The sequence below is a fragment of the Enterobacter sp. HNDS-6 genome (assembly GCF_039850505.1).
GTDB classification, from domain to species: domain Bacteria; phylum Pseudomonadota; class Gammaproteobacteria; order Enterobacterales; family Enterobacteriaceae; genus Enterobacter; species Enterobacter kobei.
Map to the genome: position 1 here is coordinate 3456677 of NZ_CP156673.1, position 20166 is coordinate 3476842.

Sequence of the window (20166 nt, forward strand, 5' to 3'; positions counted from 1 at the left end):
TCCCTCTCCCTGTGGGAGGGGTGAGGGCATCAGACCGCACCCCTCTCAATACATCAACTTCACCTGCTGCGCCTTCGCATGGGCCACAATTTCCTCATCCGGGCGGCAATCGCTGACGATGGCGTCAAACTGCGCCAGCTCGCCCATTCTTGCCGACCGCACTTTGCCAAATTTACTGTGATCGACCACCAGCACATGGTATTGCGCGGCGCTTAAAGCCCAGTGCTTTACCGGCAGCTCCTCCAGGTTAAAGCAGGTCGCCCCCTGACGCACATTCACGCCCGCGGCGGAATAGAACGCGATGTCCGGACATAAGTTGCTGAGCGTGTCCTGCAGGTTGAGCGGCTTAAAGATAGCGTTGCTGGCGTGAAACTCACCGCCGCAGAGGATCACCCGGCACTCGGGTTTCTCCTGCAGCGCCAGAAAGGTGTTCAGGGAGTAACACACGGCGGTAAAAGGAATACTGCTGTCGATGGCTTCGATAATCCACGGCGTGGTGGTGCCGCAGTCAAAAAACAGCGTCTGGTGCGGCTGTACCAGCGTGGCGGCCAGGCGCGCGGCTTTGCGTTTCTCTTCCACCAGACGCGTTTTCTGATCGCTTATCAGATAATGGCTGGCGCTACGCGGCTCAAGCACAATGTACCCGCCCAGCAGTACCACGGGAGCGCTGTCGCTGTTCAGATCACGACGAATGGTCATCTCTGAGACGCCGAGGAGGTTGGCGGCTTCCTTAAGATGCAGCTTATCACTACGCTTCAGCGCCTGAAGCAGCTGAGCTATGCGGTCATCGCGTCGTGTTTCCATAGTTCCTCAGGATAAAAAAAATGAGCCCCCGCAGGGCGGGGGCTCAGTGTAACCTTTCCGGTTGGGGTTAGTCACGTATCCAGCCTTTGCGGATCGGGAGGGCAAAAATGGCGCGATAAAGGGAAGAGAGCCCCCGGTAGAGCGCTTCACCGAAGAGATTCCACAGGATTGCCGCGCTCACGCAGCCAATCAGTCCTACCAGGAAACCGCCGACCATATCCAGCGGCCAGTGGACGCCAAGATACACGCGGGACCAGGCAATCGCCGCGGCTGCCACCATCAGCACCGCACCAGACCACAGGCGATGCCAGAACAGGAAAGCCAGCGCGAAGGTGAAGATAACCGTACCGTGATCGCTCGGGAAGGAGTCATCCGGCGCGTGGTGCAGGAAGGTATAACCGACATGGTCGACAAAAGGACGATCGTGCGGGAACGCATGGCCGAGAATATAACTAACCAGTACGCTGACCCCGAGCGCCATCGCGACTTTGATCACCAACTGGCGCTGTGCCTTCACCTGGCTGCGAGGGCCCCAGAGCCAGAGGATAGCGGCCAGCACAGGCACGATACTAATCAGATCTTTTGCCAGGAAGGTGGCGAAATCAATCATCCACTCTGGCGAGGCCGGTGTGGCGTTGATCAGATAAAACAGCTGATAATTCAGATTCTCTAGCATAGCGTTATCACTCTTTTGCAAACCGGGTGGAAACCAGCCCGTAGACGGCCACCTGGGAAAACCAAACCCACCACCCGGCCCACAGGTTGTGAGAGAAAAAATGTGCCCCGCGCATCACCTGACCGAAGCCCATCGCCAGACCCAGCAGCACGCCGAGGGCAACAAAGCTCCAGGCGAGACGTGGACGCTCGCGCCAGAAGGCAAAAAACAGCCCCATCACCATAAAACCGCTGGAGGCATGGCCGCCGGGGAAACAGCGCCCCGGACCGCTGTCTGTCGGGACGGCGCTAAACAGGGGGTAAGACATCGCCTTCCCGCCATACTCCACCAGATCCCACGGGCAGCTGTGGTGGCTAATGCTTTTCAGTACGCCCACTACCAGCGCGCCAAGCCCCATCAGCAGCGCCGCCGTAACCAGCCTGGCGTTACGTTTGTAAGCGCCGTAAAGCAGCGCCACGGCACCTAAGGCGATGGCGATGTACTTCGCCAGACGATGGTTGAGCAAATCCAGCAGGTGGTCTTTCTGCAGCGGGAAGCTCTGCGTCGCCGCGTCATACCAAAAACCGGTGATCCATCTGTCGAGCGCTTCATCGCGCGAAAGCCACGTAAACACCACGGCAAGGACTAACAGCACGAAAAGCTGATAACCATAAAAGCGGGAGGGTAAGCGGTAAAGTCGTTTTGTCTTATTTGTCTGTAAGTTAGACAATTCTGAACGGCTGGAAGTGAGTGCCATAATTTGGGATCGTTGACGAGTAATCGGGCTATCATAAATCTGTCAACTTAAGGAAACCTTAAACGAAGACGATATGTGCTTTATTTCTGTTTATCCTCGATAAATCACTATCTCGGGCTGCGGCATTTCATTACACTCGTCGCGATTTTGTCATTTTAAAGAGATTGCATGTTAAACCGTTCTTCTTCTGGTTCACGTCTGGGTCGTCAGGCGTTGCTTTTCCCCCTGTGTCTGGTGCTCTACGAATTCTCCACCTATATCGGCAACGATATGATCCAGCCCGGCATGCTGGCCGTTGTGGAGCAGTACAACGCGGGAATTGAATGGGTGCCGACCTCCATGACCGCCTATCTGGCTGGCGGCATGTTTTTACAGTGGCTGTTAGGGCCGCTGTCGGATCGTATTGGCCGCCGTCCGGTGATGCTGACCGGCGTGGTGTGGTTTATCGTCACCTGCCTCGCTACGCTGCTGGCGCAAAACATTGAGCAATTTACCCTGCTGCGTTTCCTGCAGGGGGTGAGCCTGTGCTTTATCGGTGCCGTGGGGTATGCCGCCATTCAGGAGTCGTTTGAAGAGGCGGTGTGTATCAAAATTACCGCGCTCATGGCAAACGTGGCGCTGATTGCCCCTTTACTCGGGCCGCTGGTGGGCGCCGCGTGGGTGCATGTTGCGCCCTGGGAAGGGATGTTTATCCTCTTTGCGGTTCTCGCCGCTATCGCGTTCTTTGGCCTGCACCGCGCAATGCCGGAAACGGCGACCCGTCTGGGTGAAAAACTCTCGCTCAAGGAGCTGGGCCGGGATTACAAAGAAGTGCTGAAGAATGGCCGCTTTCTGGCGGGGGCGCTGGCGACCGGGTTCGTGAGCCTGCCGCTGCTGGCGTGGATTGCGCAGTCTCCGGTCATTATCATCAGCGGTGAAAAGCTCAGCAGCTACGAGTACGGTCTGCTGCAGGTGCCGATTTTTGGCGCGCTGATTATCGGTAACCTGGTGCTGGCACGTCTGACGTCACGCCGCACCGTGCGTTCACTGATTATTATGGGGGGCTGGCCGATTGCAGCAGGGCTGATTCTGGCCGCGGTGGCGACCGTTGCGTCATCCCACGCTTATCTGTGGATGACGGCGGGGCTCAGCCTTTATGCTTTCGGGATTGGCGTGGCGAACGCCGGGCTGGTGCGCCTGACGCTGTTTGCCAGCGAGATGAGTAAAGGCACGGTGTCCGCGGCGATGGGTATGCTGCAGATGCTGATTTTTACCGTCGGTATCGAGGTGAGCAAGCACGCTTACGCGATGGGCGGCAACGGTCTGTTCAGTCTGTTTAACCTCGCCAACGGCGTGCTGTGGGTTGGCCTGATGATGGTGTTCCTGAAGGACAAACGCGTCGGCAACGCCCTGCAACCGTAATCTGTTTATTCCCTCTCCCTGTGGGAGAGGGTTAGGCTGGGGGCACCAGACCGCACGGTATCAGTTAAACGGTGCCTCTCCGTTCAACACCTTCTCAATCACATCCAGCACACCTTCCTCGTTATTATGCGGCGCTTCAAACCGCGCCACCGCTTTAATATGCGGTCTGGCATTCGCCATCGCGAAGCTGAACCCGGACTGACGCAACATCTCCACATCGTTGCCGCTGTCACCGAAGGCCACCACTTCACTGTCCTCTATGCCCCAGCGCTGTTGCAGGATCCGCAGGCCGTTGGCTTTGTGCACGCCGGGGATAATCAGGTCGATACTGCCGTGGCCGGTTGTCACGGGCACCATAATGTCGTTAAGCTTTTCATGCAGCATCGCCTGGATGCGCGGAATTTCATGGTCTGACACGTTCAGCCCAAACTTGAAGAAAATGTCGTTCAGGTTGTCGAAATCACTCACCATTTCGAGCCGGTGATAGTACTTCGCGGCGATATCCTTAAAGTTATCGTCATAGCATTTCAGCGTATAGGCGCTGTTTTTTCCGCAGGCGATAATCTCAATGCCCGGAACGTCGTTTAATACATTTGCGACGGTCTCGAAATGGGCTTTCGACAATTCACCGTTAAAGACATCCTCTCCGGCGCTCACGACCCAGCCGCCGTTCTCAGCGACGAACGCAATTTCATGGGCAATCTCCGGGAAAAAGGAGATCAGCTGATAGTACTGGTTGCCGCTGGCGACCACGAAGCGAATGCCTTGCGCCTTCATGCGGGCGTACTGCGCCAGAAAGCGCGGGCGGTTATAGGTCTTGGCATCGCTCAGGAATGTGCCATCCATGTCGACGGCGATCAGTTTAACGCTCATATCCCTTCTCCAGTGTCGTTTGTTTCGTTTCCGGCTTTGCCACCGCGCGCGCCACCAGCGCGGCGATGATCACCAACCCTAACACCACCAGCATGGCGCTGCGCAGCCCGTAGTGTTCACCCAGGAAGCCGAGCAGCGGCGGCCCCACCAGGAAGGCGAGATAGCCCGTTGTCGCCACCACGCTGACGCGCGTCGGGGCATCCGGCCCGGTGTCGCTGGCGGCGGAAATGGTCAGCGGGAAGCCGAGTGACGCCCCCAGTCCCCAGAGGATCACCGAGACGCCGGCAATCCAGTCCACGTCCACAAAGATAATCATCGCAATCCCCAGGCCGCCCAGCAGGGCGCTGGCGCGCACCACCGCCACGCGGCTGTAGCGGTCGATAAACCAGCCGCCGGTGAAGCGCCCGACGGTCATCCCCAGCGTAAACCCGGCGTAAATCAGCGAGCCAGAGGTCGGGCTAAAGCCGTGACCGTCCACCATCAGCAGCGGCAGCCAGTCGTTGGCGGAGCCTTCTGCAAACGCCATCGCCAGTACCACCACGCCGATCAGCATCAGCTGGAAATCGCGGTAGAAGGGGAGTCCTTTTTCGGCTGACGAGCGTTCGTCAGCAGAGTTTTTACCGGTGCTGTCCGGGATGGCCCGGATGCCGGTGAGGATCGGAATGATGCACACCAGCGCCGCCAGCAGGATATGCAGATTGGCGGTCACACCCGTGGCCGTCAGCGCCATCCCCACGCCCGCACCGGCCAGCGTACCGAGGCTATAGAAGCCATGCATCATGGGCAGCACGGTTTTGTTCATCTCACGTTCGACCGCCGCCCCTTCAACGTTGATGGCTACCTCCGCAGAACCGAAGCTGCCGCCAAATACCGTCAGCCCCAGCGCGAACAACACCGGCGAGGCAAACCACAGCGCGATGCTCAATACCACCATCCCGAACACCGCGCAGCACATGGTGGTGCGGATCACAGCTCGCGTACCAAAGCGCTTCACCAGCCATGCGGAACAGAGAATGCCGCTCATGGAACCGATCGACAGGCCGAACAGCACGATGCCCATCTCAGCCGTAGAGACAGACAAAATATCGCGAATGGCGGGCGTGCGCGTGGCCCAGGAGGCCATCAGCAGACCGGGAATAAAGAAGAACATAAACAGCGCCCACATGCGGAGCTGCAGGGTTTTACGGGGAGAGGTCAGCGTCATTGGGGTAGCACCAGAAGTACAACAATAGCGACAACACTAGCAAGTTTGTGTACATTTGTACACAAACCACGTGAGGAATTTATGAGCAGACCACCGAACGATCCGCATCGCCGGGAGAAGATCCTGCAGGCAACACTCGATACCATTGCCGAGCACGGTATTCACGCCGTCACGCACCGTAAAATCGCCGCCTGCGCGGGCGTGCCGCTGGGGTCGATGACCTACTATTTCGACGGTATGGAGCCACTGCTGGAGGAAGCGTTCACATGGTTTACGCAACAGATGTCGCAGCAGTATCGGGATTTCTTTGCGGGCGTCACCGGGCCTGAAATGGCCTGCGAGTCCATCACCACCCTGATCCACAGTTCGCAGGTGACGACGCCGCACAACATGGCGCTGATGTACCAGCTTTACGCCTTTATGCACCGCAGCGCGGCGCTCAAAACGGTGATGCAGGACTGGATGAAGATGAGCCAGACTACGCTGGAGCAGTGGTTCGATCCGGTTACCACCCGCGCGCTGGATGCGTTTATCGAAGGGATGACGCTGCACTATGTGACCGACCGGGCGCCGTTAACCCGGGACGAGATTCGGGCGATGGTGGGGAGGATTGCGGGGGAGGGAAACACTTAGACATCGCTCGTTAAGCCTGACATTACGTATTCTCACGTTTAGAAAAGCTGGATAACGGGCTTTGGTTATTCTTTGTTGGGGTTTATTTAAGGCAACAAAAAACCCATCAACCTTGAACCAAAACGGCGGGGTTGATGGGCTCCACAAATTGGGGACATCAAAGAAAAGCAGTGGCACTAGTTATGACTGCCCCCTGATAAAAAAGTTCTGCGCGTAACAAAAATTTTTTCATTACGCGCAAACTTCAGAGTTATCCGAGTCCTGGCCAGATGATGATGATCAGCGTACCTGCCAGCGTCAGCAGTACGTTGGCGATAGCGTAGGTGCCGGCATAGCCCAGCGCCGGGATGTTGCTGCGCGCGGTGTCGCTGATAATTTCCATGGCCGGCGCACAGGTACGCGCCCCCATCATTGCTCCGAAGAGCAGGGCGCGGTTCATGCGCAGCACGTAGGCACCAAACAGGAAGCAGATCACCACCGGCACCAGGCTGACGATAAGGCCGGAAACCAGCATCTGCCAGCCGACGGCACCCAGGCTGTGTCCAATGCCGCTGCCGGCGCTTAAGCCGACACCCGCCATAAACACCATCAGACCGAACTCTTTCACCATGTTCAATGCGCCCTGCGGAATGTAACCGAACGTCGGATGGTTCGCTCGCAGGAAGCCCAGCATGATCCCGGCAAACAGCAGACCGGCGGCGTTACCGATGCCGAAACTGAAGTTGCTGAACTGGAAGGTGATCATCCCGATCATCAGGCCCACAATAAAGAAGGCGCAGAAGGCCAGCAGGTCAGTGACCTGGCTGTGAATGGAGATAAAGCCGATGCGGTCGGCAACGGTTTTTACGCGTCGCGCGTCGCCGCTGACCTGCAAAACGTCGCCTTTGTTGAGCACGACGTTGTCGTCGATGGGCATCTCAATCTGGCTGCGGATGACGCGGTTAAGGAAGCAGCCGTGGTCGGTCAGCTTGAGCTGCGCCAGACGACGGCCAACGGCGTTATGGTTTTTCACCACGATCTCTTCGGTGACGATGCGCATGTCGAGCAGATCGCGGTCGAACACTTCTTTGCCGTTTCGGAAGCTTGGGTCGAGACGGGCGTGCGCGTCCGGGTAACCCACCAGCGCGATGTCATCGCCCATCTGCAGCACCGCGTCACCGTCCGGGTTCGCCAGAATGCCGTTACGGCGGATACGTTCGATGTAGCACCCGGTCTGGCGGTAAATCCCCAGCTCGCGAAGATTTTTCCCGTCTGCCCATGCCACCAGCTCAGGTCCGACGCGGTAGGCGCGGATCACCGGGAGGTAGACTTTACGTTTGCTGTCGGTATCCAGCCCGCGCTCACGGGCGATTTGCTGGGCACTGGTCTGCAGATCCTGATGCTGCAGTTTTGGCAGATAGCGCGCGCCGACAATCAGGCTCACCAGACCAATCAGATAGGTCAGGGCATAGCCCAGGCTCAGGTGGTCGAGCGCGGTCGAAAGCTGTGCGCCAGCCATGCCCGAATGGCGCAGGGTATCGCCTGCACCCACCAGCACTGGCGTAGAGGTCATGGAGCCTGCCAGCATACCGGCCGTTAACCCGATATCCCAGCCAAACAGCTTACCCAGTCCTAAGGCGATCAGCAGTGCGCTGCCGACCATAACCAGCGCCAGCATCAGATAATTTTTGCCGTCGCGGAAGAAAATCGAAAAAAAGTTCGGTCCTGCTTCCACGCCAACACAAAAAATAAACAACATAAAACCTAAGTTGAGCGCGTCCGTGTTAATGCTGAAGTGCTGCTGGCCTAATAATAAGGAGACGACTAAAACGCCAATGGAATTACCAAGTTGAACCGATCCCAGGCGCAATTTACCCAGGCAAAGACCCAGCGCCAGTACCACAAATAATAACAGGATGTAATTCCCATTTAACAAGTCTGCGACGTTTATATTCACGGAGGCTAACTTCTTGTTTACCAGTAAGTTGTTGAATGAAAGGACTTTTTGGGCTACTGTTTTCTGGGTCAGGGAAAGTCGTTAACGCTCCCTGTTTCCTGCTTTATTCCCTAAAACATTAGCTGGCGTGTAGTTTAATCGCATTAGCTACTGACAGCTACTGATTATCGCATCACCCTGTGCGTACTTTGGCAAGGATTGCCGCATTGCTTTATCTGACTGGGCGTCTACCCGACGAAAGTGTATTTGATAGAGATAAGTCAGGAGGATTGTTTGAATATGAAACGAAACTGGGCGGGGGTGATCAGCTGCTTTTTGCTGTTCACGGTCGTATGCATGTCGCTCGCATTTAATGTGAAGGGCGCATTCAGGGCGTCCGGGCATCCGGAGCTGGGGTTGCTCTTCTTCACGCTACCGGGAGCCGCCGCCAGTTTTCTCTCCCGTAAAGGGGAAGTGGTGAAACCGTTACTGGGGGCGATACTTGCAGCGCCATTATGTCTGCTGCTAATGCGCTTGCTGTATGTTTCAACGCGGAGTTTCTGGCAGGAGCTGGCGTGGTTGCTAAGTGCCATATTCTGGTGCGCCCTTGGCGCGCTCTGCTACTTATTTGTGCGCAGCCTGATTCAGCACCGACGGCACCACAAATAAAAACGCCCTCAGGGTGAGGGCGTCCTTTCATTACTGCTCGGCAAACAGGCCAAGATGTTCTTTGGCGTAGGCTTCAAAGTCGGTGCAACCGCCGATGTGTTTCTGATCGAGGAAGATCTGTGGGACGGTTTCAACCGGCTTACCGACTGTTTTTTCCAGATCGGCTTTGGTGATGCCTTCCGCGTGGATGTCCACATAGCGGAAATTGAAGTCATCGCGTTCTGCGGTCAGTTTCTCTGCCAGCTCTTTTGCGCGCACACAGTAAGGGCACCCTGGACGACCAAAAATTACTGCAAACATTTCTCTCTCCTCAAAAAACAAGCCTGACGGCGAATGACACGTATAGTGCCCCATAACCTGTCGTCATTAAAGAAGGTTTCGCCTGTCGTTATAATACCTATGAGCTATGTTTCGCCAATTACACCGTGCAGATCATTGCCTATACTGGCTGCCATACGTTTTAAGCAAGCAAAGAGAGAGAAGATGACACCCACGATTGACCTGCTCCTTTCCCACCGTTCCATTCGCCACTTCACCGATGAGCCGATCACCGAGGCGCAGCGTACCGCCATTATTAACAGCGCAAGGGCGACCTCCAGCTCCAGTTTCCTGCAGTGCAGCTCCATTATTCGCATTACCGACCCGGCGATGCGTGAACAGCTGGTGACGCTGACCGGCGGGCAGAAGCATGTGGCCCAGGCCGCCGAGTTCTGGGTATTTTGTGCCGACTTTAACCGCCATCTGCAGATTTGCCCTGAAGCGCAACTGGGGCTCGCCGAACAGCTGCTGCTGGGCGTCGTGGATACCGCGCTGATGGCGCAAAACGCCTTTACGGCGGCGGAATCGTTGGGACTAGGCGGGGTCTATATCGGCGGGTTGCGTAACAACATTGAAAGCGTCACCGAACTGCTGAAGCTGCCAAAACATGTACTGCCGCTGTTTGGCCTCTGCCTCGGCTGGCCGGCGGATAATCCGGACCTGAAACCGCGTATTCCTGCGGCAATGCTGGTGCACGAGAACCACTACCAGCCGGTCGATCGTGATGTCCTGAATCACTATGATGAAGAGCTGGCGAATTACTATCTGACGCGTGACAGCAATAACCGCCGCGATACCTGGAGCGACCACATTCGCCGCACCATCATTAAAGAAAATCGCCCGTTTATTCTCGATTATCTGCATAAACAGGGCTGGGCGACGCGATAGTCCATTCTGTATGATATGAAGGCTTTTTCCATGTCTTCAGAGAGGTGCAGGGTGAAAATTGCCATATTGTCCCGGGATGGAACGCTCTATTCATGTAAACGCCTGCGAGAAGCGGCGGCAAAACGCGGACATCAGGTTGAGATCCTTGACCCGATGTCCTGCTATATGAACATCGACCCCGCCGCTTCATCTATACACTACAAAGGCCGCAAGCTGCCGCATTTTGATGCGGTGATCCCGCGTATCGGCTCCCAGATCACCTATTACGGCACCGCCGCGCTGCGCCAGTTTGAGATGCTGGGCAGCTATCCGCTCAATGAATCCGTGGCCATTTCCCGCGCCCGCGACAAGTTGCGCTCGTTGCAGCTGCTCGCCCGTCAGGGGATCGATCTCCCCGTTACCGGAATAGCCCATTCGCCGGACGACACCAGCGATCTGATCGACATGGTGGGCGGCGCGCCTTTAGTGATCAAGCTGGTAGAAGGCACGCAGGGTATCGGCGTGGTGCTGGCGGAGACGCGGCAGGCTGCAGAAAGTGTGGTCGACGCCTTTCGGGGACTGAATGCGCACATTCTGGTGCAGGAGTATATCGAAGAGGCGAAAGGGCGTGATATTCGCTGTTTCGTGGTCGGAAATGAAGTGGTGGCGGCCATTGAGCGTCAGGCCAAAGAGGGCGATTTCCGCTCTAACCTTCACCGCGGCGGCATAGCGAGAGTGGCTGATATTAGCGATCGCGAGCGGGACATTGCCGTAAAAGCCGCGCAAACGTTGGGGCTGGACGTGGCGGGCGTTGACCTCCTGCGGGCGACGCGCGGGCCGCTGGTCATGGAGGTGAATGCCTCACCGGGGCTGGAAGGCGTGGAAAAAACCACGGGGGTCGATATTGCAGGTAAAATGATCACATGGATCGAGCGTCATGCCACGCCGGGCTACTGTCTGAAAACGGGCGGTTAAATGGCATTGAACGCACTTTTTGCGTAATCTATGCGAAGTTTTTATTAGAGAGGCTGCACCGCGATGGATTTACAGGTCGTACCAACACTGGATACGTTACGTCAATGGCTCGATGATGCCGGTATTACGTTCTTTGAATGTGATTCCTGCCAGGCGCTGCATCTGCCTCATATGCAAAATTTCGACGGTATTTTTGATGCCAAAATCGATCTGATTAACGACGTGATCCTTTTCTCCGCGCTGGCCGAAGTGAAGCCGTCTGCGCTACTGGCGCTGGCCTCCGACCTGTCGGCCATCAATGCCAGTTCTTTGACGGTGAAAGCATTTCTCGATATACAGGATGATAATCTGCCAAAACTGGTCGTTTGCCAGTCTTTATTCTCCGGGGCAGGGCTCTCCTTTAAGCAGTTCGCCTGGTTTATGCGCTTGAGTGAAGAGCAAATTTCCATGGTCATGATGGAAGCCAATGCACACCATCTGCTGTATAGCGCGGAAGATGATGCAGAGAATAATGATGCATCTCCCAATTTTCTTCACTAAGGCTGCCTGACTTTTGCGCAGTCGCTGCCATGGCGGCTGCATTAGGCCATTTTTTCTGCTGCTTTTAACCTTTCTTTAAAGAATTTTTCACCTCCCCAAAGGCCGTTTCGGCTTATCACGTAGACTAAACCTGCATAAAAAATTGATAAAAGGCGTTTTTTCGTCTGGGCTATAGCCGGAGACACGGGCTACAGTTATTCTTGCGATGCTTCAAAAAGCGAGCGGATCCTGCCGGGTAAAGAGGTTTCTTTTTATTTTGAGCAGAGCGACAAACTATGCATGATTTTTGCATATATCCAGATTGCACAGTTTTAGTTCGTTTGTTAACGAGCTTTCAGAAGGAATAACACTATGATCGCCTTGAATAAAAAATGGTTATCGGGTCTGGTTGCGGGTGCTCTGATGGCCGTCTCTGCCGGCACGCTCGCTGCGGAACAAAAAACGCTGCACGTTTATAACTGGTCTGACTATATTGCGCCGGACACCGTGGCCAATTTTGAGAAAGAGACCGGCATTAAAGTGGTCTACGACGTTTTCGATTCCAACGAAGTGCTGGAAGGAAAACTGATGGCAGGCAGCACCGGGTTTGACCTGGTGGTGCCTTCCGCGAGCTTCCTGGAGCGTCAGCTGACCGCGGGTGTCTTCCAGCCACTGGACAAAAGCAAATTACCGAACTGGAAAAACCTCGATCCAGAAGTCCTGAAGCTGGTGGCTAAGCATGACCCGGATAACAAATACGCCATGCCTTACCTGTGGGCGACCACCGGTATCGGCTACAACGTGGATAAAGTCAAAGCGGCGCTGGGCCCGGACGTCAAGCTGGACAGCTGGGACGTGGTGCTGAAGCCGGAAAACCTTGAGAAGCTGAAAAGCTGCGGCGTCTCTTTCCTGGACGCGCCAGAAGAGATTTTTGCCACCGTGCTGAACTACCTGGGCAAAGATCCGAACAGCAACAAGGCGGATGACTACACCGGTCCGGCGACCGATCTGCTGCTGAAGCTGCGTCCAAACATTCGCTATTTCCACTCTTCCCAGTACATCAACGACCTGGCGAACGGTGACATCTGCGTTGCGATTGGCTGGGCAGGGGACGTGTGGCAGGCGGCGAACCGCGCGAAAGAGGCGAAAAACGGCGTGAATGTGTCCTACTTCATCCCGAAAGAGGGGGCGCTGGCCTTCTTCGACGTCTTCGCGATGCCAGCTGATGCGAAAAACAAAGACGAAGCGTATCAGTTCCTTAACTACCTGATGCGTCCGGACGTGATCGCCCACATCAGCGACCACGTTTATTACGCCAACGGTAACAAGGCTTCCGTGCCGCTGGTGAGTGAAGCGATCCGCAGTAATCCGGCAATTTATCCGCCAGCGGACGTGTTCGCCAAGCTCTTCACCCTGAAAGTACAGGATCCAAAAATTGATCGCGTACGTACCCGTGCGTGGACCAAGGTGAAAAGCGGTAAGTAACCCTTTGTCACAGGCCGGGCAAGCGAAGCGCACCCGGCAACAGGCGCACCGTTCTGGTGCGCCTGCACCATGATTTGATTTCTGCCGGAGAGCACCCCGTGAATGACGCGATCCCCCGCCCGCAGGCGAAAGTCCGTAAAGCGCTGACCCCGCTTCTTGAAATTCGTAACCTCACCAAATCTTTCGATGGCCAGCATGCCGTGGACGACGTCAGCCTGACTATCTATAAAGGCGAAATATTCGCGCTACTGGGCGCATCGGGCTGTGGCAAATCAACCCTGCTGCGTATGTTAGCCGGTTTTGAACAACCCACGGCCGGGCAAATCATGCTTGATGGCGTGGATCTCTCCAGCGTGCCGCCGTACCAGCGCCCGATTAACATGATGTTCCAGTCCTACGCACTGTTCCCGCACATGACGGTGGAGCAAAACATCGCCTTTGGCCTGAAGCAGGATAAATTGCCAAAAGCCGAAATCACCGCGCGCGTGGCCGAGATGCTGAGTCTGGTCCACATGCAGGAGTTCGCGAAGCGTAAACCGCACCAGCTTTCAGGCGGCCAGCGCCAGCGCGTGGCGCTCGCCAGAAGCCTGGCAAAACGCCCGAAACTGCTGCTGCTCGACGAGCCGATGGGGGCCCTGGATAAAAAACTGCGTGACCGTATGCAGCTGGAAGTGGTGGATATTCTTGAGCGCGTCGGCGTGACCTGCGTGATGGTGACCCACGACCAGGAAGAAGCCATGACCATGGCCGGACGTATTGCGATCATGAACCGCGGGAAGTTTGTGCAAATTGGCGAGCCGGAGGAGATTTATGAGCATCCAACCACCCGCTACAGCGCCGAGTTCATCGGTTCGGTCAACGTCTTCGAAGGGCTACTGAAAGATCGTCAGGAGGATGGCCTGGTCATTGAATCGCCGGGTCTGCAGCATCCGCTCAAGGTCGATCCTGACAGCGCCGTGGTGGACAACGTGCCGGTCTACGTCGCGCTGCGTCCGGAGAAGATCATGCTCTGTGACGATCCGCCAGCCGATGGCTATAACTTCGCCGTGGGTGAAGTGGTGCACATTGCTTATCTGGGCGATTTGTCTATCTATCACGTGCGTCTGAAAAGCGGTCAGATGCTGAGCGCCCAGCTGCAAAACGAACATCGCTACCGCAAAGGTCAGCCGACCTGGGGCGACGAAGTGCGTCTGTGCTGGGATGCTGACAGTTGTGTCGTGCTGACGGTATAAGGAGCGGCCAATGAGTACACTTGAACCTCCAGCCCGCGCAGCCAGCTGGCTGACGCGCCTTAAGATGAAGCACGGCCGCAAGCTGGTGATTGCCATGCCTTACGTGTGGCTGATCCTGCTGTTCCTGCTGCCATTCCTGATCGTTTTCAAGATCAGCCTGGCGGAGATGGCGCGGGCGATCCCACCGTATACCGACCTGTGGGAGTGGGCAGACGGGCAGCTGACGCTGACCTTAAACCTCGGTAACTACCTGCAGCTCACCGAGGACCCGCTCTATATTGAAGCCTATCTGCAGTCGCTGCAGGTGGCGGCGATCTCGACGCTCTGCTGTCTGGTGATGGGCTATCCGCTGGCGTGGGCCGTGGCGCACAGTAAACCCTCGACGCGTAATATCCTGCTGCTGCTGGTGATTTTGCCGTCGTGGACTTCGTTCCTGATCCGCGTTTACGCCTGGATGGGGATCCTGAAAAACAACGGCGTGCTGAATAACGTCCTGATGTGGCTTGGGGTTATCGATCAGCCGCTGACGATCCTGCACACCAACCTCGCGGTCTATATTGGCATTGTGTATGCCTATCTGCCGTTTATGGTTCTGCCGATCTATACGGCGCTGACGCGGATAGATTACTCGCTGGTGGAAGCCTCGCTTGACCTCGGTGCGCGTCCGCTGAAAACCTTCTTCAGCGTCATTGTCCCGTTGACCAAAGGCGGGATTATCGCCGGGTCGATGCTGGTCTTTATTCCGGCGGTAGGGGAGTTTGTGATCCCGGAGCTGCTCGGTGGGCCGGACAGCATCATGATTGGCCGCGTGCTGTGGCAGGAGTTCTTCAATAACCGCGACTGGCCGGTGGCGTCTGCGGTGGCGATTATCATGCTGCTGCTGTTGATCGTGCCGATCATGTGGTTCCACAAACATCAGCAGAAACAGATGGGAGACCACGGATGAATAACTTACCGGTAGTGCGCTCCCCGTGGCGAATTGCGATCCTGGCGATCGGCTTTACCTTCCTGTATGCGCCGATGCTGATGCTGGTGATCTACTCGTTCAACAGTTCCAAACTGGTGACGGTCTGGGCGGGCTGGTCGACGCGCTGGTACAGTGAGCTGTTCCACGACGATGCAATGATGAGCGCGGTAGGGCTGAGCCTGACCATCGCCGCACTGGCGGCAACGATGGCCTCTGTTCTGGGCACCATCGCCGCGCTGGTGATGGTGCGTTTCGGCCGTTTTCGCGGTTCGAACGGCTTCGCCTTTATGATCACCGCGCCGTTGGTCATGCCGGACGTGATTACCGGCCTTGCGCTGCTGCTGCTGTTCGTGGCGCTGGCGCATGCCATTGGCTGGCCGGCGGATCGCGGCATGCTCACCATCTGGCTGGCGCACGTCACGTTCTGTACCGCCTATGTCGCCGTGGTGATCTCCTCGCGTCTGCGCGAGCTGGATCGCTCGATAGAAGAGGCGGCGATGGATCTCGGCGCGACCCCGCTGAAGGTCTTTTTCATCATTACCCTGCCGATGATCATGCCGGCGGTGATCTCCGGCTGGCTGCTGGCATTTACCCTGTCGCTCGACGATCTGGTGATCGCCAGCTTTGTCTCCGGCCCGGGGGCGACAACGCTGCCGATGCTGGTCTTCTCCAGCGTGCGCATGGGGGTTAACCCGGAGATCAACGCCCTGGCCTCTATCATCCTCGGCGTGGTCGGAATTGTCGGATTTATCGCCTGGTATTTGATGGCGCGCGCGGAAAAACAGCGCGTGCGTGATATCCAGCGTGCAAGACGCGGCTGAAGCATTTAAAATTTCCAGTGATGTGCCGCGTATCACGCGGCACTGTTTTTCAGGGAAGTAAAACATTGGGATTATTAAAAGAAACACGGCTTACGCACGCTCGTCCTAACGTTCCTGCGCTGGTACAGGTGGCGGCGCTCGCCATTATTATGATCCGCTGCCTGGACGTGCTGATGATTCTGAATACCCTGGGCGTGCGCGGTATCGGTGAATTCATTCACCGCAGCGTGCAGACGTGGAATCTGACGCTGGTTTTTCTGAGCAGCCTGGTGCTGGTGTTCATTGAGATCTACTGTGCGTTTTCGCTGGTCAAAGGGCGCAACTGGGCGCGCTGGGTCTATCTGCTGACGCAGGTGACCGCCGCCAGCTACCTGTGGGCCGCCTCGCTGGGGTATGGCTATCCCGAACTGTTCAGCATTGCGGGCGGATCAAAACGCGAGATTTTGCACGCGCTGTTTTTGCAAAAACTGCCGGATATGCTGGTGCTGTTCTTCCTGTTCGTGCCTGCGTCCAGTCGACGGTTCTTCCAGTTGCAATAATGTGTATAATCGCAGCCCCCGTTATTCTTAAGGTTTTCATATGCAGTGCGCACTCTATGACGCCGGACGCTGCCGCTCCTGTCAGTGGATAGAACAGCCGGTCTCTCAACAACTCACCGCCAAAATGGCCGACCTGCAACAGCTGCTGGCTGAACACGCGGTGGGGGAGTGGTGCGCACCGATCAGCGGACCGGAGCAGGGCTTTCGCAACAAAGCCAAAATGGTGGTCAGCGGCAGCGTCGAAAAACCGCTGCTGGGGATGCTGCACCGCGACGGCACGCCGGAAGATTTAACCGACTGCCCGCTGTATCCCGCGTCGTTTGAACCCGTCTTTGCCGCACTCAAACCGTTTATTGCGCGGGCAGGGTTAACGCCCTACCACGTCGCCCGCAAGCGCGGCGAGCTGAAATATCTCCTGCTGACGGAAAGCCAGCTAGACGGCGGCATGATGCTGCGTTTTGTGCTGCGCTCAGAAGCGAAGCTGGCGCAGCTTCGCGCGGCGCTGCCGTGGCTGCAGGCGCAACTGCCGCAGCTTAAGGTCATTACGGCAAACATACAGCCGGTGCACATGGCGATTATGGAAGGGGAGAAAGAGATCTTCTTCACCGAACAGCCTGCGCTGGCCGAAAATTTCAACGGCGTACCGCTGTGGATCCGCCCGCAAAGCTTCTTCCAGACCAACCCGACCGTGGCGAGTGAGTTGTATGCCACCGCCCGTGACTGGGTTCGGGCGTTAAACATTCATCATATGTGGGATCTGTTCTGCGGCGTGGGAGGTTTCGGCCTGCACTGCGCCACGCCTGAAATGCAGCTGACCGGGATTGAGATCTCGGCCGAAGCGATTGCCTGCGCGAAACAGTCCGCCGCCGGGCTGGGATTAACGAATCTCCACTTCCAGGCGCTTGACTCTACCCAGTTCGCCACCGGCCAGGGCAATGTGCCGGAACTGGTGCTGGTCAACCCGCCGCGACGGGGCATCGGAAACGCACTCTGCGATTACCTGAGCCAGATGGCACCGGATTACATCGTCTACTCCAGCTGCAATGCGCAGACCATGGCAAAAGATATCGCCAGCCTGCCGGGCTACCGCATTGAACGCGTTCAGCTTTTCGATATGTTCCCGCATACCGCGCATTACGAAGTGTTGACGTTGTTAACCCGTAGGCCGGGTAAGGCGTAGCCGCCACCTGGCATGAACCCCGCACAATGTTCAACAAAATGTGAACTCTTCCCCCGCTCGAAATCAGGTAAGCTTACGTCATAAGAAATGATTGAAGGCTTACCCATGAAGCACATCCTGCTGGTGGAAGACGACCACGATATCGCGGCGCTTCTGCGACTCAATTTAGAAGACGAAGGCTACGCCATCACCCACGAGCCCGACGGGGGCAACGCCCTGCAGCGCCTGGAAAAACAGCCGTGGGATGCGGTGATCCTCGACCTGATGCTCCCGAGCGTTGACGGGCTGGAGATTTGCCGACGCATCCGTCAGATGACGCGCTACCTGCCGGTCATCATCATCAGCGCCCGCAGCAGCGAAACCGACCGCATTACCGGGCTGGAAACCGGTGCCGATGACTATCTGGCTAAGCCGTTTTCGGTGCAGGAGCTGATTGCCCGCATCAAAGCGCTGTTCCGCCGTCAGCAGGCGATGGGGCAGGCACAAACGGACGGGCAAATTCAGGCGCACGGTTTGACGATCGATCCGCTGGCGCGCAGCGTCCTGCTCCACGGACAGGTGGTGGATCTCACCCCGCGCGAATTCGAACTGCTTTACTTCTTTGCCCGCCACCCTGGCGAGGTGTTTTCCCGTCTGGCGCTGCTGGAGCAGGTCTGGGGTTATCAGCACGAAGGCTATGAGCATACCGTCAACACCCATATCAACCGCCTGCGCATCAAGATTGAGAAGGACGCTGCCGAGCCGGAAATCGTTCGCACCGTCTGGGGTAAGGGATACAAATTTGCGGAGCCAACGCCTGATGCGTCGCTTTAGCCTCAGCCAGCGCCTGACGCTGCTGTTCATTCTGCTGATGATGCTCTGCGCCACCGTCGCCTGCGCGGTACAGCTCTACACCAGTACGCAATATGGCAACGCGATGGTGCAGCGGTTGTCGGGCGGACTGGCGCAGCAGATCGTCCAGCGGGAACCGATTCTCGACACGCAGGGCAGGGTTGACCGCAGTTCGCTGAAACCGCTCTTTGACCGTCTGATGACCTTTAATCCGAGCGTGGAGCTCTATGTTGTCTCACCCGACGGCGATATCCTGGCCGATGCCGCCCCGCCGGGCCATATTCAGCGGCAAAAAATCGATCTGGCACCGGTTCAGACCTTCCTGAGCGGCACCGCCATCCCGGTACTCGGCGACGATCCGCGCAGCAAGAACAAAAAAGTCTTCAGCGCCACGCCGCTGCGTCAGGACGGCGAGCTTAAGGGCTACCTGTACATTATTTTGCAGGGCGAGGAGTCGAATGCGCTGGCGGACATGGCCTGGCATAAGGCGCTGTGGAGCACGGTGCTCTGGTCATTGCTGTGGGTTGCACTGTTCGGCCTGCTGGCGGGATTACTGGTCTGGTACTGGGTGACGCGTCCGGTTAAACGCCTGACGGAAGAGGTCACCGGGCTTGAGCAGGACAGCATTAGCGCAATCAGGCTGCTGGCAGCAGAGCCGCCGGACGTCGCGGCCAATGACGAAGTGGCACGCCTGCGCAACAGTTTTATCGAGCTGGCGCGCAAAATCACCCGCCAGTGGGATCAGCTGGCCGACAGCGATCGCCAGCGCCGGGAGTTTATCGCCAATATTTCGCACGATCTCCGCACGCCGCTGACCTCTCTGCTGGGTTATCTGGAAACGCTATCGCTGAAATCCACCACGCTGACGCCTCAGGAGCACCAGCAATATCTCGCCACCGCCCTGCGTCAGGGGCAAAAGGTACGCCATCTTTCCCAGCAGTTGTTTGAGCTGGCGCGTCTTGAACATGGCGGCATTAAACCGCAGCGCGAGCGTTTCGCGATGGCGGAGCTGATTTCCGACGTGGCGCAGAAGTTTGAGCTCACTGCCCGCACGCGAGAGGTCAATCTGCATATTGACGTGCCTGGGCCGTTGCCGCTGGTCAATGCCGATGTATCAATGATCGAGCGCGTGGTGACCAATTTGCTGGATAACGCAATGCGTCATACGCCGACCGGCGGGGAAATTCGTCTGGCGGTCTGGCAGGAGAATGAACAGCTTCAGGTCGAAGTGGCTGACAGCGGTACGGGCGTGGATGCGTCGCTGCGCGACGATCTGTTCCAGCGGCCTTCGGCGTTGAACACTCAGGCCTCGCGGGAGAACCGCGGCGGGTTAGGGCTGTTAATCGTCAAACGGATGCTGGAGCTGCACGGCGGTGGAATACGGCTGATGGAGTCGGTGAGTGGGGCACGATTCAGGTTCTTTGTGCCGTTGTGAGAATTGCCGGGTGGCGCTGTGCTTATCCGGCCTACAAAACCCCCCTCGTAGGCCGGGTAAGGCGAAGCCGTCACCCGGCAAAACAC

General features: G+C 56.9%; 21 protein-coding genes. 14 read left to right on the forward strand and 7 right to left on the reverse strand.

Annotated elements, in window-relative coordinates:
• Positions 1 to 45: 45 nt before the first annotated feature.
• The 3 genes from deoR to ABFI50_RS16175 form a co-directional block, all read right to left on the reverse strand.
• On the reverse strand, positions 46 to 804 hold the full coding sequence (deoR, locus tag ABFI50_RS16165) for a DNA-binding transcriptional repressor DeoR (protein ID WP_014883141.1): 759 nt from the start codon (positions 802 to 804) through the stop codon (positions 46 to 48).
• 67 nt (positions 805 to 871) lie between these two features.
• Entirely contained in the window at positions 872 to 1480 is a 609-nt protein-coding gene (gene ybjG, locus ABFI50_RS16170) for an undecaprenyl-diphosphate phosphatase (RefSeq protein WP_023338185.1), read from the reverse strand.
• Between the two features lie 7 nt (positions 1481 to 1487).
• Positions 1488 to 2216 carry a phosphatase PAP2 family protein gene (locus ABFI50_RS16175; protein ID WP_023332498.1) on the reverse strand — a complete coding sequence of 243 codons (729 nt, stop codon included), beginning with the start codon at positions 2214 to 2216 and terminating at the stop codon, positions 1488 to 1490.
• A gap of 168 nt (positions 2217 to 2384) precedes the next feature.
• Here ABFI50_RS16175 and ABFI50_RS16180 point away from each other — a divergent pair, with 168 nt between their 5' ends.
• On the forward strand, positions 2385 to 3617 hold the full coding sequence (locus tag ABFI50_RS16180; protein WP_014883144.1) for an MFS transporter: 1233 nt from the start codon (positions 2385 to 2387) through the stop codon (positions 3615 to 3617).
• A 60-nt stretch (positions 3618 to 3677) separates the two neighbouring features.
• On the opposite strand, the gene ABFI50_RS16185 is transcribed toward ABFI50_RS16180, so the two are convergent.
• Together ABFI50_RS16185 and ABFI50_RS16190 are read right to left on the reverse strand one after the other, a co-directional pair.
• Positions 3678 to 4490 (reverse strand): Cof-type HAD-IIB family hydrolase, encoded by an 813-nt coding sequence (locus ABFI50_RS16185; RefSeq protein ID WP_014883145.1) that lies wholly within the window; start codon positions 4488 to 4490, stop codon positions 3678 to 3680.
• Complete coding sequence (locus ABFI50_RS16190) at positions 4480 to 5694, reverse strand: MFS transporter (protein ID WP_347484514.1); 1215 nt, start codon at positions 5692 to 5694, stop codon at positions 4480 to 4482. The genes ABFI50_RS16185 and ABFI50_RS16190 overlap by 11 nt, the downstream gene beginning before the upstream one ends.
• 81 nt (positions 5695 to 5775) lie before the next feature.
• On the opposite strand from ABFI50_RS16190, the gene ABFI50_RS16195 reads away from it, so the two are divergent.
• Positions 5776 to 6327, forward strand: a complete 552-nt coding sequence (locus tag ABFI50_RS16195) for a TetR family transcriptional regulator (protein WP_023332500.1) — start codon at positions 5776 to 5778, stop codon at positions 6325 to 6327.
• Positions 6328 to 6577: 250 nt separating this feature from the next.
• Here the strand turns inward: ABFI50_RS16195 and ABFI50_RS16200 are convergent, their stop codons facing one another.
• Complete coding sequence (locus ABFI50_RS16200) at positions 6578 to 8263, reverse strand: aspartate:alanine antiporter (protein WP_014169303.1); 1686 nt, start codon at positions 8261 to 8263, stop codon at positions 6578 to 6580.
• Positions 8264 to 8542: 279 nt separating this feature from the next.
• Here ABFI50_RS16200 and ABFI50_RS16205 point away from each other — a divergent pair, with 279 nt between their 5' ends.
• Positions 8543 to 8911 carry an inner membrane protein YbjM gene (locus ABFI50_RS16205; protein WP_014883148.1) on the forward strand — a complete coding sequence of 123 codons (369 nt, stop codon included), beginning with the start codon at positions 8543 to 8545 and terminating at the stop codon, positions 8909 to 8911.
• A 30-nt stretch (positions 8912 to 8941) separates the two neighbouring features.
• Here ABFI50_RS16205 and ABFI50_RS16210 read toward each other — a convergent pair whose 3' ends face one another.
• Positions 8942 to 9211, reverse strand: coding sequence for a GrxA family glutaredoxin (locus tag ABFI50_RS16210; protein WP_014883149.1), 270 nt, complete (start codon positions 9209 to 9211; stop codon positions 8942 to 8944).
• Positions 9212 to 9394: 183 nt separating this feature from the next.
• On the opposite strand from ABFI50_RS16210, the gene nfsA reads away from it, so the two are divergent.
• The 11 genes from nfsA (at position 9395) to ABFI50_RS16265 (ending at position 20080) form a co-directional block, all read left to right on the forward strand.
• Positions 9395 to 10117, forward strand: a complete 723-nt coding sequence (gene nfsA, locus ABFI50_RS16215) for a nitroreductase NfsA (protein ID WP_014883150.1) — start codon at positions 9395 to 9397, stop codon at positions 10115 to 10117.
• A gap of 51 nt (positions 10118 to 10168) precedes the next feature.
• Positions 10169 to 11071 carry a 30S ribosomal protein S6--L-glutamate ligase gene (rimK, locus tag ABFI50_RS16220; protein WP_032628797.1) on the forward strand — a complete coding sequence of 301 codons (903 nt, stop codon included), beginning with the start codon at positions 10169 to 10171 and terminating at the stop codon, positions 11069 to 11071.
• A 63-nt stretch (positions 11072 to 11134) separates the two neighbouring features.
• A complete protein-coding gene (locus ABFI50_RS16225) occupies positions 11135 to 11611 on the forward strand; it encodes a YbjN domain-containing protein (protein WP_003858385.1) in 477 nt (158 codons plus the stop codon).
• A gap of 351 nt (positions 11612 to 11962) precedes the next feature.
• Positions 11963 to 13075, forward strand: coding sequence for a spermidine/putrescine ABC transporter substrate-binding protein PotF (potF, locus tag ABFI50_RS16230; protein WP_014883152.1), 1113 nt, complete (start codon positions 11963 to 11965; stop codon positions 13073 to 13075).
• Positions 13076 to 13173: 98 nt separating this feature from the next.
• Positions 13174 to 14307 (forward strand): putrescine ABC transporter ATP-binding subunit PotG, encoded by a 1134-nt coding sequence (potG, locus tag ABFI50_RS16235; protein WP_023332502.1) that lies wholly within the window; start codon positions 13174 to 13176, stop codon positions 14305 to 14307.
• A gap of 10 nt (positions 14308 to 14317) precedes the next feature.
• The gene (potH, locus tag ABFI50_RS16240; RefSeq protein WP_014883154.1) at positions 14318 to 15253 is read left to right on the forward strand and encodes a putrescine ABC transporter permease PotH; all 936 of its coding nucleotides are present in this window, start codon (positions 14318 to 14320) and stop codon (positions 15251 to 15253) included.
• Positions 15250 to 16095: a putrescine ABC transporter permease PotI gene (gene potI, locus ABFI50_RS16245; RefSeq protein ID WP_014883155.1), complete on the forward strand. Its 846-nt coding sequence runs from the start codon at positions 15250 to 15252 to the stop codon at positions 16093 to 16095. Before potH ends, potI begins: the two co-directional genes overlap by 4 nt.
• 20 nt (positions 16096 to 16115) lie before the next feature.
• Positions 16116 to 16634, forward strand: a complete 519-nt coding sequence (locus ABFI50_RS16250; RefSeq protein ID WP_347484519.1) for a YbjO family protein — start codon at positions 16116 to 16118, stop codon at positions 16632 to 16634.
• 40 nt (positions 16635 to 16674) lie between these two features.
• Positions 16675 to 17814 carry a 23S rRNA (uracil(747)-C(5))-methyltransferase RlmC gene (gene rlmC, locus ABFI50_RS16255; protein WP_193970364.1) on the forward strand — a complete coding sequence of 380 codons (1140 nt, stop codon included), beginning with the start codon at positions 16675 to 16677 and terminating at the stop codon, positions 17812 to 17814.
• A gap of 105 nt (positions 17815 to 17919) precedes the next feature.
• Positions 17920 to 18627 (forward strand): response regulator transcription factor, encoded by a 708-nt coding sequence (locus ABFI50_RS16260; protein ID WP_063861109.1) that lies wholly within the window; start codon positions 17920 to 17922, stop codon positions 18625 to 18627.
• Positions 18611 to 20080: a HAMP domain-containing sensor histidine kinase gene (locus tag ABFI50_RS16265; RefSeq protein WP_193970396.1), complete on the forward strand. Its 1470-nt coding sequence runs from the start codon at positions 18611 to 18613 to the stop codon at positions 20078 to 20080. The genes ABFI50_RS16260 and ABFI50_RS16265 overlap by 17 nt, the downstream gene beginning before the upstream one ends.
• Positions 20081 to 20166 lie beyond the last annotated feature (86 nt).

Bases quoted from the DNA above. Each gene is read 5' to 3' on its own strand.
- rlmC (WP_193970364.1), top strand. From the start codon at position 16,675: ATGCAGTGCGCACTCTATGACGCCGGACGCTGCCGCTCCTGTCAGTGG.
- ABFI50_RS16225 (WP_003858385.1), top strand. From the start codon at position 11,135: ATGGATTTACAGGTCGTACCAACACTGGATACGTTACGTCAATGGCTC.
- ABFI50_RS16175 (WP_023332498.1), bottom strand. From the start codon at position 2,216: ATGGCACTCACTTCCAGCCGTTCAGAATTGTCTAACTTACAGACAAAT.
- nfsA (WP_014883150.1), top strand. From the start codon at position 9,395: ATGACACCCACGATTGACCTGCTCCTTTCCCACCGTTCCATTCGCCAC.
- ABFI50_RS16205 (WP_014883148.1), top strand. From the start codon at position 8,543: ATGAAACGAAACTGGGCGGGGGTGATCAGCTGCTTTTTGCTGTTCACG.
- potF (WP_014883152.1), top strand. From the start codon at position 11,963: ATGATCGCCTTGAATAAAAAATGGTTATCGGGTCTGGTTGCGGGTGCT.
- ABFI50_RS16195 (WP_023332500.1), top strand. From the start codon at position 5,776: ATGAGCAGACCACCGAACGATCCGCATCGCCGGGAGAAGATCCTGCAG.
- ABFI50_RS16190 (WP_347484514.1), bottom strand. From the start codon at position 5,694: ATGACGCTGACCTCTCCCCGTAAAACCCTGCAGCTCCGCATGTGGGCG.
- ABFI50_RS16210 (WP_014883149.1), bottom strand. From the start codon at position 9,211: ATGTTTGCAGTAATTTTTGGTCGTCCAGGGTGCCCTTACTGTGTGCGC.
- deoR (WP_014883141.1), bottom strand. From the start codon at position 804: ATGGAAACACGACGCGATGACCGCATAGCTCAGCTGCTTCAGGCGCTG.
- potI (WP_014883155.1), top strand. From the start codon at position 15,250: ATGAATAACTTACCGGTAGTGCGCTCCCCGTGGCGAATTGCGATCCTG.
- potH (WP_014883154.1), top strand. From the start codon at position 14,318: ATGAGTACACTTGAACCTCCAGCCCGCGCAGCCAGCTGGCTGACGCGC.
- ybjG (WP_023338185.1), bottom strand. From the start codon at position 1,480: ATGCTAGAGAATCTGAATTATCAGCTGTTTTATCTGATCAACGCCACA.
- ABFI50_RS16260 (WP_063861109.1), top strand. From the start codon at position 17,920: ATGAAGCACATCCTGCTGGTGGAAGACGACCACGATATCGCGGCGCTT.
- ABFI50_RS16180 (WP_014883144.1), top strand. From the start codon at position 2,385: ATGTTAAACCGTTCTTCTTCTGGTTCACGTCTGGGTCGTCAGGCGTTG.
- ABFI50_RS16250 (WP_347484519.1), top strand. From the start codon at position 16,116: ATGTGCCGCGTATCACGCGGCACTGTTTTTCAGGGAAGTAAAACATTG.
- ABFI50_RS16185 (WP_014883145.1), bottom strand. From the start codon at position 4,490: ATGAGCGTTAAACTGATCGCCGTCGACATGGATGGCACATTCCTGAGC.